Raw genomic sequence first — 15305 nt, 5'->3', positions numbered from 1 at the left:
CCCGAAGCTTCGGGACAGGATGACGTATTAAACCTCTAATTCCTGATTTGGCTGCAATTCAACAGCTTTTCCGTTTACATTAATTTCAATCGCGTTATCTCCTTCCAGGTAGAAAACCGTTTTATCTGCAGAGACTTTCACTTTTAATATCTGGTCTCTAAAATTCACTTTAAAAGAATAGGTTTTCCAGTCTTCAGGAATTGTGGGATTAAAAGAAAGTTGATCATCTTTAACCCGCATTCCGCCGAAACCTTCTACAATACTCATCCAGGTTCCGGCCATACTTGTAATATGACACCCCTGCTCTACTTCTTTATTATAATCATCTAAATCCAGCCTTGAAGTTCTTAAATAGAACTCGTAAGCCTGCTTTGTTCTTCCCAGAAGTGCAGCCTGAATGCTATGCACGCAAGGAGAAAGCGAGGATTCGTGAACGGTGATAGGTTCGTAATAGTCAAAATGTTTTTCAAGTTCTTTTTTGCTAAAATGATCTTCAAAAAAGTAGAAGCCTTGCAAAACATCAGCTTGTTTAATATAGCAGGAACGTAAAATCCTGTCCCAACTCCATTTTTGGTTAATGGGACGTTGAGATTTGTCCAAATCGGCTATTGGAACGATCTCTTTATCTAAAAATCCGTCCTGCTGAAGGAAAACCTCGTGCTTTTCGGAATATGGGAAATACATATTTTCAGCAACTTCTCTCCATTTCGCCATTTCGCCTTCATTGAGCCTGGTTTTACCCATTACACGCTTATAATCTTCGGCATAAGCCTCCTTCACCTTTTCAATGGTTTCCAGGCAATATTCAATACACCATTTCGCAAGATAATTGGTGTACCAGTTATTGTGAACATTATTTTCATATTCGTTTGGCCCGGTTACACCCAGCATTACATATTTATTTCTGTGTTCGCTGAAATTGACTCTTTGCTGCCAGAATCTTGCAATTGCGATCATTACTTCCAGGCCTTTTTCCGGAATATAATCGAAATCGCCCGTGTAGCGTACATAATTATAAATGGCATAAACCATTGCGCCATTTCTATGAATTTCCTCGAAAGTAATTTCCCATTCATTATGGCTTTCTTCGCCATTCATCGTAACCATTGGATAAAGCGCCGCGCCATTGGTAAAACCAAGTTTTTCGGCATTCTCTATGGCTTTGTCTAAATGATTATAACGATAGGTCAATAAATTCCTGGCTACCTGCTGATCTTTGGTTGCCATATAAAAAGGAATACAATAGGCTTCGGTATCCCAATAAGTACTTCCGCCGTATTTCTCGCCGGTAAAGCCTTTTGGACCAATATTTAGACGCTCGTCTTTTCCTAAATAAGTTTGATTGAGCTGAAAAATATTAAAGCGAATTCCCTGTTGGGCTTTTACATCACCTTCAATAGTGATATCTGCCATTTCCCAAATTTTCTCCCAGGCTTCTTTTTGATCCTGAAGCAATTTGGAAAATCCGGCTTTAGTGGCATAATCTAATACTTTACTAGCCGCTTCCACGAGATCTGAACGCTTATGGTTCATATCGGTTACGTAGCCGGCATATTTTCTAAGACTTACTTTTTGTCCTTTTTCAGCTTTAACTGAATAGGAAAAAGTGAGTGAATCTGCAGTTTTGGTTTCAGTAAAATCGACATCTTGTTTTTGCCCGTTCAGCAAAACTTCAGATTGCATATAGGTGTTTACGTGGAACTCAGTTTTTAAAGTTTTAGAAAGCACAAAACCTTTGTTGCCTTCAGATTTCACTTCTAAAGTCTTCCAAAAACGTTCTTCCCAGTTGGCATCGGTATTCGTGATTCCGCCATCTAGATACGGCTCAAAACGAACCTCAGCATCGCTGTTCAAAACTTCAATTTCAAAATCTATCGCGCCAAGTTCATCTTCAACAATAGAAAGAAAACGGGTGGCTTTTACCGAAATTTCGATTTCGTTTGGAAGCGTAGCTATAAAACTGCGGCGGTGAAAACCTTCTTTCATATTAAGTTCACGCTTAAAATCTTCAACTTTTTTACAGGTAAAAAGGTCTAAGGCCTCATCGTTTATAAACACGTTTACCCCAATCCAGTTGGGTGCGTTAAGTACTTTTGCAAAATATTCTGGATAGCCGTTTTTCCACCAGCCAACTTTGGTTTTATCAGGATAGTAAACCCCACCAATGTAGCTTCCCTGGAAACTGGGCCCTGAATAGTTTTCTTCAAAATTGGCTCGCTGCCCCATAACGCCGTTACCTATACTAAAAAGGCTTTCAGACGATTTTACGCGTTCTACATCAAATCCTTCTTCCAGAATGGACCACTCGTTAGGTTGTATATAATCTTGGTTCATTGCTTTATTTCTGTCTAATTTCTAATTGATAAACCCGGGACAAACCCATAGGTTTAAGTTGTATTATTGAAAGAAATTATCTCAATTACTGAGTAATTTCTTTATAAAATCTATATCTATTTCGGTGAAATCGTTGAATACATAATCGGCTTCACCCAATATTTCTTTTTCGCCAATTCCAATGCTCATCATATTTGCATTATTTGCAGCCTGCACTCCGGCTACAGAATCTTCAAAAACGATACTGTTTTCTGGATTAATATTTATCTTTTCTGCAGCGATAAGAAATACCTCAGGATCGGGCTTTGCTTTGTTAACATCATTGCCATCAACAATGGCGTCAAATTTTTCCAGCAAATTGATCTTTTTTAAGATATTACGTGCGTTTTTACTTGCGGAACCCAAAGCGAAAGGAATATTATTTTCAATTAAATAATCTATCACCTTTTGAACTCCCGGAAGAATTTCGTCATCGTCCATTTTAGCAACATAAGAGAGATAATTTTCGTTTTTAAGCGCCATTTGGCGTTTAAATTCTGTTTTAGAAAGTTCCAATTCTCCCCATTCCAGTATTTTTTTAAGAGATTCTACCCTGCTAACACCTTTAAGTTGTTCGTTTTGGGCTTTGGTAAAATCGAAACCCAAATCGTTAGCCAGTTTTCTCCAGGCCAAAAAATGAAATTTTGCGGTATCTACAATTACGCCGTCTAAATCGAATATTACTCCTTTTGTTGTCTTCATTATCTTAAATTATCTCTTTTAATTATCATTTCAGCATTTCTTTATCGATGCAGTTCTCGAGACGTTTTGAGCCCACTAAGTTTCATCAAATCTACTCGAACTGATATTGTTATGCTTTAACGGGTTCGTCCACATCGTCTATTCTAAAAGTAAGTATAGCGGCGATTAGAAAAGCAATTCCGCTGGTAACTAAGGCGTAGATTGGGTTTCCGTCGTAAAGATATTTTACCATTAATCCTCCAATAAGTGCATTTACAATTTGTGGGATCACAATAAAAAAGTTGAAGATCCCCATATACACCCCCATTTTTTTCGGTGGAATTGATCCGGCAAGAATTGCATAAGGCATTGCCAAAATACTGGCCCAACCAATACCAATAGCGAACATAGAAAGCAATAGCCAATATTCATTCGGCATTATATAAATGGACAGCATTCCCAGGGCGCCAATAAATAGCGACATAATATGCGTGCTTTTTCTTCCAATTTTTAAGGCAATAGCCGGAAGAAAAAATGCAAAAACCGCTGAAACAGCATTGTAAACCCCGAAAAGCACACCAACCCAGTCGCCGGCATCCTGATAGGTTTCACTGCTACTATCTGAAAGTGGTAAGCCATAAATATGATGGGCAATTGCGGGAGTTGAGAAAACCCACATTCCAAAAAGCCCAAACCATGAAAAGAACTGAACCCAGCTAAGCTGCCGCATAGTATGAGGCATTTTAGCAAAATCTGAAAAGATATCCAGCAAACTGGATTTTTCATTTTCATCGACCGGTTCTTCAACGTGGTCATCCATTTTTTCCAGTTCCTCGGGAGAATATTCTTTGGTAGTAATTACCGTTACCAGAATACTCCCGACTAAAATAGCCGCTCCAATTACAAATGAAAGCAGCAGGTTTAGCGGAACTTCTCCCACCACCGCTCTATTGCTAATATCAAACCAGTTGGTCAAAACATAAGGCAACCAGGAACCAATTACGGCCCCAATTCCTATTAAAACGGTTTGCACACTAAAGCCAAGGGTTCTTTGATCTGAAGGTAACTTATCGGCCACCAGGGCGCGAAAAGGTTCCATCGCTACATTAAAGGAAGCATCCATAATAAAGAGCATCCCGGCACCTACCCAAAGGGAAGGCAAAATAGCGATAAACCAATCGGCGTTAGGCATTAAAATAAGGCCTATTGCCGCTAAAATTGCTCCAGTTAGAAAGAATGGTCGCCTGCGACCAAGGCTGGTCCAGGTTCTATCGCTATAGTAGCCTATAATAGGCTGAACGATTAAACCGGTAACCGGCGCCACTAACCAAAACCACGAAAGCTCGTGAATATCGGCTCCAAAGATTTGTAAAATTCTACTTGCGTTGGCATTTTGGAGTGCAAACCCCATCTGGATTCCAAGAAAACCAAAACTCATGTTCCAGATCTCCCAGAAACTTAATCTACGTTTTTGCATATCGTACAATTAACGTTTACGATAAGCATAAGGCTTATCAAAACTTATTTTAGGTAGGAAGTAAAAATATAAGTTCTGATAAATTAACTAAGCTGGGGTAAATATATATAAAATTTTAAAGATGGTAATCGAAAATTACTCGAGAATCGAGAATTAAATACTCCAGACAGTATTTAAAATTCAAAAATAGCTCTCCACGGCTGGATTAAAAGTAGTTTACAATTTGGTAGAATTTCTTTCTATCAAATTGGTTTCTACAATTACTGTTCTATAAGATTCTTCTTCCTCTGGTTTTCTTTCCAGTTTATCTATTAAAAGCCTGGCAGCTTCAGCTCCCATACGTTCGCCGTGTTGACTTACAGTGGTAAGGCTGGGAATAAATCTTTTTGAAAGCTCCCCATCTGTAAAACCAATTACAGAGACATCTTCTGGAACTTTTAAACCTTTTTCCTGAATGGCTTTTATCGCGTAAATGGCAAAATGCTCGTTCACTGCGAAAACTGCATCGACTTCATTTTTATCAATAAAGTCTTTAATTTCAGTTTCACTATTATCCATATCCTCTATTTTAAGGATAAGCTTATCATCAATTTCTACATTATTTTCTCTTAAAACTTCAAGATAACCACGGGTTCTTAATTTCCCTACGCTCACATAATCTACCGTAGAAACCAGTCCGATTTTTTTCGATCCTTTATCAAGCAAATATTGAACAGCTTTTTTGGCACCAATAACATCATCAATAATCACTTTATCGCAATGTATTTCATCTACTACCCTATCAAATAAAACTACGGGCATTCCTTGGTTGGTAACTTCAGTAAGGTGATGGTAATCTTCCTTTTGCATGGTTTCTTTTGCCAAAGAAAGGATAAAACCATCGGTACTGCCATTTGCCAGCATTTCAAGGTTTAGTACTTCTTTATCAAAAGAATTGTTGGAAAGACATACAATTACGTTATACCCCATTTCGTTGGCAACCTGCTCTACCCCACTAATTACTGTAGTAAAGAAATAATGAACAATTTCAGGAATAATAATTCCTATAGTTTTTGTTTTTCGGTTTTTAAGACTGAGTGCGATATTATTAGGCCGGTAGTTATATAATTTTGCAAAAGCCTTGATTTTTTTACGGGTTTCTTCCCCAATTTCTGAACTGTCTCTTAGGGCTTTTGAAACAGTAGAAATTGATACGTCTAATTCTCTTGCAATTTGTTTTAGGGTCAATTTTGGCTTCATAAAAATCTATTATTTAAAAATAACTCAGGGATAATTTTTAAGATGTCGTAAAAATACCATAAAAATTACGCTATACCCGCAAAAATCAAAAGTTTTCAACACTCAAACGTTTGCGCAAAATACTGGTAAGGGAATGCCTATTTCTTTACATTCTGTTTACATACTTTTAACCTCAGGAAGTAAAAATATAAGCATAATTTTTAGTAAAAATCAATAAAATAATTTATGAAAACACTATTTAAAAGCACGTTGATGTTGCTCTTAATGCTACCAATGAGCTTTTTTGCGCAGGAGACTGTGAGTGGCGTTGTTAGCGAAAGCGCAACCGGCCTTCCAATTCCCGGCGCAAACGTTATTGTAAAAGGAACAACTAATGGTGCAGTCACAGATTTTGATGGTAATTATACCATTCAAAACGTAAGTGAAGACGATATTCTTGTCTTTTCTTTTCTTGGTTTTGCCAGTCAGGAAATTCCTTATGAAGGACAGGCAACTTTAGATGTTCAGTTAGACGAAGATCAGGCTACTTTAGAAGAGGTAGTTCTTATTGGATACGGTAGCACATCTGAACAGGATGCAACAGGATCTGTAGAAAAGATTTCTGCTGAAAGCTTTAACCAGGGAGCAGTAGTTTCACCAGAACAATTAATATCAGGTAAATCGGCCGGGGTTAGAATTACTCCCGGAAGCGGTGAACCAGGTGGTGGTTCTGAAATTAGAATTCGTGGTGGTTCTTCCTTATCGGGTAACAACTCCCCACTTATTGTAGTAGATGGTGTGCCATTAGACCAAAGAGGAGTTCAGGGTGTTAGAAACCAGTTAAACTCCATTAACCCAAATGAAATTGAAGATTTTGTAATTTTAAAAGATGCTGCTGCAACTTCTATTTATGGTTCCAGGGCTTCTAACGGGGTAATCTTAATCACCACCAAAACTGGTAAAAAAGAATCTCCGTTGGCTTTATCTTACGATCTTAAAGTATCTGCCGGAAGGATTATAGATAAGGTAGATGTATTGAATGCCGATCAATTTCGTACTTTAATAAACGAAACCCCGGGAACAGACCCTTCTTTATTGGGAGATGCTAATACCGATTGGCAGGATCAAATTTACCAAACCGCTGTAGGAGCTATTCACAACTTTACGGCAACACAGGGATTTGAAAATTTCACTTACCGTATAAATTACAACCACACTTCACAAACAGGAGTTTTAAAAACCGATGTTTATGAAAGAAACGCTCTTAATATTGCGCTTAACCAGGATTTATTTGATAATCACCTAAAATTATCCTTAACTTCTAAAGGAATTGTAGATGAAAACCGTTTTGCAGATCAGGGTGCTATTGGCTCAGCCGTAGGCTTTGACCCTACCCAACCGGTTTATAATGAGGGAAGTTACTTTGATGGATATTATGAGCACACACTTTCACCTCAACAACAACAAATCCAGGCTACACGTAACCCATTAGCACTTTTAGAGCAATTAGATGGCCGTGGAGTTACTAAAAGAAATATCACCAACCTGAATGCAGAATATAAATTCCATTTCCTTCCGGAATTGAAATTTAATGTAAATGCAGGTTTTGATTATTCAGAGAATGATGGTTATAATAGAAGACCATTAACTTCTGCTGCAAACAACCAGGATATTCCTTATTTTGAAGATTATGGTGGTTTCAACAGAAATACACTTCTGGATTTCTATTTCAATTATAAAAATGATATAGATTTTCTGGATACTGAAATTGATTTAACTGCAGGACATTCTTACCAGGAATTCTTTATTACCAGCCAAACAACTGAAACAGTTTCTAACGATATTCAGGATTTCCCAAGAGATATTAATCGAAATGCATTGGAATCTTACTTTGGTCGTGCCAGTTTTGATATTGCCAATAAATATTTGGTTTCTGGTAGCGTGCGTAGAGATGGTTCTTCAAGATTTGGAGGAGACAATAAATGGAGTATTTTCCCTGCATTATCTGTAGGTTGGAAATTACATAACGAAAACTTCCTTGCAGATTCTAATGTATTGAACCAATTAAAACTTCGTGCAGGATACGGGGTAACCGGTAACCAGGAAATTGGACCTAATTATGGTTACTTCGGAACTTATAACCCAAGTGTAGGTGGAGCGCGATACCAGTTTGGTAATCAGTTCTACAATACCTTACGTCCTGAAGCTTACGATTCTGAACTTAAATGGGAAGAATTAAAAACTTATAATGTTGGTATAGATTATGGTTTCTTTAATAACAGGATCTCTGGTACCATAGAAGCTTATTACCGTGAAACTGAAGATCTTTTAGCAACAGTACCGGTACCGGCAGGTGCTAACCTTACCGACCTTTTAGTTACCAACGTAGGTAGCACGGTAAGTAAAGGACTTGAATTTGGAATTAATGGTGCTATTATTCAGCAAGAAGATTTCAACTGGGATTTAAATTACAATTTAACCTTCCAGGATTTAGAAATCACCAATTTAACCCTGGGTGACAACCCGAATTTCCAAATTCCACAAGGAGAAATTAGCGGTGGTGTTGGTAACAACATCCAGCTATGGAAAGAAGGCTTTGACCCTACTACCTTTAATGTTTTCCGCCAGGTTTATAATGAAAATGGGCAACCAATAGAAGGTGCTTATGTAGATGTGAACGGGGATAACGAAATTACAGAAGAAGACAGGGTTGCTTATAAAAAAGCCACACCAGATTACTTTATGGGATTAACAAATACTATGAGGTATAAAAACCTTGATTTCAGCTTTACCTTTAGAGGTAACTTCGGAAATTACATGTACAACAACACCCAGTCAAGTAACGGATTTGTAGGCGCAGGTACAGTTACCCCGCAGCCTTACTATTCAAACTTTAATAGCAATGTTTTAGAAAGCAACTTTAACAATAACCAGTTCTTTTCAGACTATTATATTCAAAAGGCTGATTTTGTGAAGCTAGACAACATTTCTGTAGGATATTTATTCCCGGGAGAAGACCTTGATATTAGAACTTCACTAACCGCAACCAATGTATGGACTATAACCGATTATGAAGGTTTAGATCCAGAAATTGCTAACGGTATAGACAACAATTTTTATCCAAGATCTACCACCATTGTACTTGGTTTAAATCTTTCATTTTAAGAAAAAATATATAATAAATTAGTTATGTTAAAAACACTAAAACCATTCTTAATCTTATTTATAAGTGCCGGTTTCCTCTGGTCTTGTGAAGACGATTTAGATTTGCAGCCTGAAGATAACAGGCTCACGGCCGAAACTACATTTGAAGATCCAGCATCTTACAAACAGTTTTTGGCTAAACTTTATGCCGGTCTTGCGGTTAGTGGCCAGGAAGGTCCAGCCGGAGATCCAGACCTTATTGGTCTTGACGAAGGTTTCTCTCAGTATCTTAGATTATACTGGTCTATGCAGGAACTTACTACAGATGAAGCTGTAATTGGCTGGAACGATGGTACAATCCAGGACTTGCACGCCCAAAACTGGACTGCAGGAAACGAGTTTATTAGAACTATGTACTCAAGGATTTTGTACCAGGTTTCTCTTACTAATGAATTTTTAAGACAAAGCACTCCAGAACTTTTAGAGTCTAGAGGCATTGCAGCTGAAGAAAGAGAAAATATAGCCATTTACCGTGCTGAAGCAAGGTTCCTAAGAGCACTTCATTATTATCACGCTTTAGATTTATTTGGTAATGTTCCTTTTGTGACCGAAGAAGACCCTGTAGGAGCTTTTCTTCCGCAGCAAATTCAAAGACCAGAATTATACGATTTTGTAGAAAGTGAACTTTTAGCCATAGAAAGCGAAATTGTAAGCGCTAATTCTAATGAATACGGGCGTGCCGATCAGGCTGCAGTTTGGATGCTGCTTTCTAAACTTTATCTAAATGCTGAAATTTATACCGGTGAGGCTCATTATACTGAAGCTTTAGATTATTCGGAAAGAGTAATTAACGCAAACTATAGTTTAGCAGATGATTACCAAAAATTATTCCTGGCAGATAATGATTCCAATGGAGCACAATCTGAAGTGATCTTCCCTATTACTTTTGATGGGCAGCAAACCAGGTCTTATGGCGGTATGGCATTTATTATTCACGCTGCTGTAGGTGGCGATATGGATCCTGCAGACTTTGGAGTAAGTAGTGGTTGGGCCGGTTTAAGAACCACCGCTGCCCTGGTAGATAAATTTCCAAATGGAGCAGATTCTGAAGATGAAAGAGCACTTTTCTTTACAGAAGGACAAACTAAAGAGATAGATGAAATTTCCAGCTTTAATGATGGCTTTGCCATTACCAAGTTCAAAAATGTTACCGTAGATGGCGAATGGGGATCTGATGATACCGGGGAATTCCCTGATACAGATTTCCCAATGTTTAGACTTGCAGATGCATATTTAATGTATGCTGAAGCCCACCTTAGAGGCGGTGGTGGTAGCCAGGCGGCTGCTTTAGATTATGTAAACGAATTGAGGGAACGAGTTGATGCAGACCAGGTTGGCGCATCAGATCTAAGCTTAAATTTTATATTAGATGAGCGCGCCCGTGAATTATACTGGGAAGCACACAGAAGAACAGATCTTATAAGGTTTAACCAATTTACTGAAAATGGAATTTGGCCATGGAAAGGAGATGTTCCACAGGGAGCAACTACACAAGGTTACAGAAACCTAATGCCTATACCAGCTTCAGACTTAGGAGTTAACACCAATTTAGAACAGAGTCCAGGATATTAATTTTATAAAAGAATTAAAATGAAGAAATTTTCAATTTTATTTTTAGCATTTATCGCGCTACTAAGCTTTAGCGCGTGTACACAAGACGATGATATTGTATTCGTTGCGCAACCAGACCCGGAAGGAATTCAGTTTAGCAATTCATTTCAAAACACCTATGTGTTACCATCGGGAAATCCAGACAATCTTGCCGAAAGATTTGTTTGGAACGAAGTAGATTTTGATGCACCTACTACTATTACCTATGAGCTTCAGGGCTCTGCAGATGAAGCTTTTGGAGACTTTATGGTAATAGGAAGTACAGATAATAATAATCTTGGTGTAAGCATTGGCCAAATGAGAGATCTTGCTGAAGATGCAGGTCTTGATAACGATCCTGAAACCGAAGCGCCAAATACTGGCAGCGTTTACTTTAAAGTACGTGCATTTGCCGGTGACGGTGAAGGAAATGCTTTAGAAGAATTTTCTGAAACTATTGGCCTTAATGTAGAGCTACCAGAAGCCGAAGAAGAAGGTGAAGCACCTAAAATGGAACTTTATCTTGTAGGAGATGCCACCGCAGCCGGTTGGGATCCTGCAAACAACAACACTCCTTTGTTTAGAGATGGTGAAAATGAAAATATCTATTACTTCGAAGGAAGATTTGCCGGAGGAGGAGATATAGAAGGTTTCAAATTTTTACAAACTACAGCGTGGCAACCACAATGGGGACTTTCTAATGGTGAACTTACTAACAGTGATATCTTAGGTAATGATCCTAATGCATTCCCGGTAGAAGATGATGCCTATTATTCTCTAATGGTGAATGTTGATGAAATGACTTACACCTGGGAAGAAATAGATGAAAGTGCAGTCGAAGTTGAAACAAACATCGGGATAATTGGCGATGCCACTCCTGGTGCGTGGGATGATGATACTGATATGACTCAGTCTGAATTCAACCCTCATATCTGGTATATCGAAGGAATTGAATTAACTGATGGTGAAGCGAAGTTTAGAGCAGATGACGCATGGGATCTAGATTGGGGTGGAGCAACTCCAGTTAGCGGGGAAACTACAGTAGCTGGACCAAATATTCCAGTGAGCGCAGGAACTTACGATGTGTGGTTTAACACACTGGATGGTCGATATATCTTTATCCCACAAGGGGAAGAGTAAAAGACTCAATTAACTAAAAGGGCTGCCGCGTGCAGCCCTTTTTAATTCTTATTAATTATGAAAAAAACTAAATTTTTATTCCCTTTTCTTTTCAGCTTGCTTTTAGTGGTATCTGGCTGTTCTAAAGACGACGATGAAGTTGTTGATGAAACAGATGATATTACCGGTGGCGAAGAACCGGAAGAAACCCCTAATGATCCTGAAGCCTTAGACCTTTCCCAATATTCCAGCGGGCAAAAAGTAATGATGCAAACTTTTTACTGGGATGTAGAACCACGCTTTGAATGGTGGAATAACCTTTCAGATAAAGTTGAAGGCTGGGCAGATGCCGGGATAGATAGAATATGGCTTCCCGTAGCTACCAAAGGTCAGTCTGGCGGTTACTCTATGGGCTATGACCCTTCAGATTATTTCGATTTTGGAGAATACGATCAACACGGGACTGTTCCTACACGTTTTGGGACTCGCGAAGAGCTGGAAAATCTTATCTCTAAATCTCATGAGCTGGGCTTAGAGGTGATTGCAGATATCGTTTTAAACCATAATTCGGGCGGCGGCCTGGAATACAATCCATATCGCGAAAAGGATACCTATACCCTATTCAACGAAGAAAATGGAAACGCTTCAGGGATGTTCAATAGAAACTACGAACATTTTCATCCAAACGATGTAAGCCAAAGTGATGAGGGAGATCTTTTCTTTTCTGAACAGGATGTAGATCACGATGTTCCTTATGTACAGGACTGGTTTTGGAAGAATGAAAATTCTGTCGCAAAATATTACAAAAATGAAATGGGTTTTGACGGCTGGCGATTTGATTACGTAAAAGGTTTTGGAACCTGGGTGATTGAAGGTTGGATGAACGAAGTTGGCGGATTTGCTGTTGGAGAGAATTTTGACGGAAATGCAGATGTTCTGGTAGACTGGGTTGACGCCACTGGAGTTTCAGCTTTCGATTTTGCTGCCTTCTATAAAATGGAAGAAGCTTTTGATCGTTTTGACGACCTAAATTATTTAGACGGAAATACACTTCGTAAGGTTAATCCTGACAAAGCTGTGACTTTTGTAGCGAATCATGACACCGAAAAAGACGAAAATGAAGACAATCGCATCGCTACAGAGAATAAAATGAAAGCTTATGCCTATATTTTAACACACGACGGATATCCTACAATTTTCTACTCAGATTACGAAAATGAAGCTTTCAACGAAGAAATTAAGCAGTTAATCGAGATTCATAATAGTCTGGCACTTGGTGATGTAGAAGTACTTCATGTAGATAATAACGAATATGTAATGAAAAGGGAAGGGAATGCTGAAAACCCCGGATTAATTCTATATATTAGCACCGGAAATTCTACAAAACGTAGAAACGTTCAAACTAATTGGAATAACGTTACCTTATTAGATTATAGTGGTAACACAACATACACCCCTACCTCCGATGAAAACGGAATGGCAATAATTGAAGCTCCGGCGAATGGATATTCAATATACTCCATCACGAAATAGGTTTTATTTTGAATTTTCATAGGTGTTAATTCAAAGACTGGCTGGTTGTTAATTCAACCAGCCTCTTTTTTTTTCGAGACATTCGGCTTTTATTTTCTTTTCACTATTCATTTAATCAATTTCTCTTCCCGGTTTTCTCCTAAATTTATCTATTAACCAAATCAATTACCCTGTCCCAAAAATCAGCCTATCTATTAATTAAGATTATCGCATATTCCGAAACCTACCAGGGTAAGATTCATTATTTAGAAGAAAACAATTACCCTTCAGTTCGTTATGCTGTAATAACCCAATTTTAATTCAACCAGTCCTATTTTTATTTTCGTTTTGAAAATAATTTTGTCTTATTATTTATAATTTATATAATTTTTTTATAATTATAATATCTTTATAAAAATTTATTTATAGTACTTAATCCTAATAAGGACCTATGCCGAATTACAGAGTTTTCCTTTGTTCACTAGTCTTAGCAACAACTTTATTTTCTTGTAAAAACGAAGAAGAGAAAAAAGAGTTACGCCAGGACAAACGTCCTAATATTGTCTTTATGATGTCTGATGACCATGCATACCAGGCAATAAGTGCGTATAATGATAAACTTATCAATACACCAAATATTGACAGGCTGGCCAGTGAAGGGGTTCTTTTTAACAATGCCTCGGTAACCAATTCTATTTGCGCCCCATCGCGAGCTGTTATTTTAACTGGTAAGCACAGTCATTTAAATGGGAAAATTGACAACCTTAGTAAGTTTGATACTACTAATATAACTTTCCCGCAAATCTTACAGGATGCCGGTTACCAAACCGCAATGTTTGGAAAATTACACTTTGGAAACAATCCAAAAGGTTTTGATGAATTTAAAATCTTACCCGGCCAGGGAAGTTATTATAACCCACGCTTTATAACCAAAGACGGAGATACCGTAATAGATGGTTATGTTACCGATATAATTACAGATCTCACCATAAACTGGTTGGAAGAAGAACGCGATAAAGAAAAACCGTTCTTATTGATGTATTTACACAAAGCTCCACACCGCGCCTGGTTACCAGCGGAAAGACATTACAAAGAATTCACGAAAAAAAAATTCCCACTACCAGAAACCCTTTTTGATGACTATACTCGTATTCAGCCCGAAGATCTTAAATCAAGTTCTCCTGATTCGTCTAAGGAATACAATTTGGATGAGCCGAATACCCGCAAAAGTACAGCCGCAAAAACGGCTGAAATGAATATTCTTACCCATATGCTACTTACCAACGATAATAAGTTAAAGGATACTACAATCAAAAAACTGGGAATAAAAGAACGTTACCTGGGAGATCCTACCAAAAGGATGAATAAAGAGCAAAAAGCTGCCTGGGATAGGGTCTACGATCCAATAAATAAAGAGTTTGAAGAGAAATATCCAGATATGGATGATGAGGATTTAATGAAATGGAAGTACCAACGTTATATGCAGGATTACCTGGGAACTATTGCTTCAGTAGATGAAAACGTAGGTCGCGTATTAGACTATCTAGATAATAATAACTTATCTGACAACACCATAGTGGTTTATACTTCAGACCAGGGTTTCTATTTAGGAGAGCACGGTTGGTTCGATAAAAGATTTATGTATGAAGAATCTTTTAGAACTCCTTTACTTATAAAATGGCCAAACAAAATAAAAGCAGGTATTACCGAAGGGGAAATGGTGCAAAACCTGGATTTTGCACAAACATTCTTAGATGCTGCCGGGCTAAATGCTCCAGATGAAATGCAAGGTAAGAGTTTATTACCATTGTTAACAGGAGAAAAAGAGGCCTGGGATAGAGATGCTGTTTACTATCATTATTATGAATATCCTGCCGAGCATGCTGTAAAAAGGCATTACGGTATTGCTACTAAAGATTATAAGATCATCCACTTTTATTATGATGTAGATGAATGGGAACTTTACGACCGTAAAAACGATCCGCAGGAATTGCATAATGTATTTTACGATCCAGATTATTCGGAAGTAAGGGAAATGATGATGAAAAAATTACGAGAAACTAGAAAAAAGTATAAAGATTCAGAAGAGCTGGATAAGCAATTTATTAAGGTTTACGAGGATAAATAAGCA

9 protein-coding genes are annotated in these 15305 nt (G+C 37.9%); 5 read left to right on the top strand and 4 right to left on the bottom strand.

All coding sequences use genetic code 11. The features are described 5' to 3' along the window. Positions 1 to 27: 27 nt before the first annotated feature. From B4F31_RS13090 to B4F31_RS13075, 4 genes are all read right to left on the bottom strand, one after another. Entirely contained in the window at positions 28 to 2334 is a 2307-nt protein-coding gene (locus B4F31_RS13090) for a glycoside hydrolase family 65 protein (RefSeq protein ID WP_286761464.1), read from the bottom strand. A gap of 81 nt (positions 2335 to 2415) precedes the next feature. After that, entirely contained in the window at positions 2416 to 3075 is a 660-nt protein-coding gene (gene pgmB / locus B4F31_RS13085) for a beta-phosphoglucomutase (RefSeq protein WP_286761463.1), read from the bottom strand. A 109-nt stretch (positions 3076 to 3184) separates the two neighbouring features. Continuing rightward, entirely contained in the window at positions 3185 to 4531 is a 1347-nt protein-coding gene (locus B4F31_RS13080; RefSeq protein WP_075327946.1) for an MFS transporter, read from the bottom strand. Between the two features lie 216 nt (positions 4532 to 4747). Beyond that, on the bottom strand, positions 4748 to 5770 hold the full coding sequence (locus B4F31_RS13075; protein ID WP_075326377.1) for a LacI family DNA-binding transcriptional regulator: 1023 nt from the start codon (positions 5768 to 5770) through the stop codon (positions 4748 to 4750). Between the two features lie 225 nt (positions 5771 to 5995). On the opposite strand from B4F31_RS13075, the gene B4F31_RS13070 reads away from it, so the two are divergent. From B4F31_RS13070 to B4F31_RS13050, 5 genes are all read left to right on the top strand, one after another. After that, positions 5996 to 8914 (top strand): SusC/RagA family TonB-linked outer membrane protein, encoded by a 2919-nt coding sequence (locus tag B4F31_RS13070; protein ID WP_286761462.1) that lies wholly within the window; start codon positions 5996 to 5998, stop codon positions 8912 to 8914. Between the two features lie 24 nt (positions 8915 to 8938). After that, a complete protein-coding gene (locus B4F31_RS13065) occupies positions 8939 to 10525 on the top strand; it encodes a RagB/SusD family nutrient uptake outer membrane protein (RefSeq protein ID WP_286761461.1) in 1587 nt (528 codons plus the stop codon). An 18-nt stretch (positions 10526 to 10543) separates the two neighbouring features. Next, positions 10544 to 11683 (top strand): SusF/SusE family outer membrane protein, encoded by a 1140-nt coding sequence (locus B4F31_RS13060; protein ID WP_286761460.1) that lies wholly within the window; start codon positions 10544 to 10546, stop codon positions 11681 to 11683. A gap of 57 nt (positions 11684 to 11740) precedes the next feature. Then, positions 11741 to 13195: an alpha-amylase gene (locus B4F31_RS13055; RefSeq protein WP_286761459.1), complete on the top strand. Its 1455-nt coding sequence runs from the start codon at positions 11741 to 11743 to the stop codon at positions 13193 to 13195. 430 nt (positions 13196 to 13625) lie between these two features. Next, a complete protein-coding gene (locus B4F31_RS13050; protein WP_286761458.1) occupies positions 13626 to 15302 on the top strand; it encodes a sulfatase family protein in 1677 nt (558 codons plus the stop codon). Positions 15303 to 15305: the final 3 nt, after the last annotated feature.

Origin of the sequence: Salegentibacter sp. UBA1130, assembly GCF_002311535.1 — a bacterium.
Taxonomy (GTDB): domain Bacteria; phylum Bacteroidota; class Bacteroidia; order Flavobacteriales; family Flavobacteriaceae; genus Salegentibacter; species Salegentibacter agarivorans.
The sequence above is the reverse complement of the archived record's forward strand: the minus strand, read 5'-3'. Positions and strand labels throughout refer to the sequence as shown.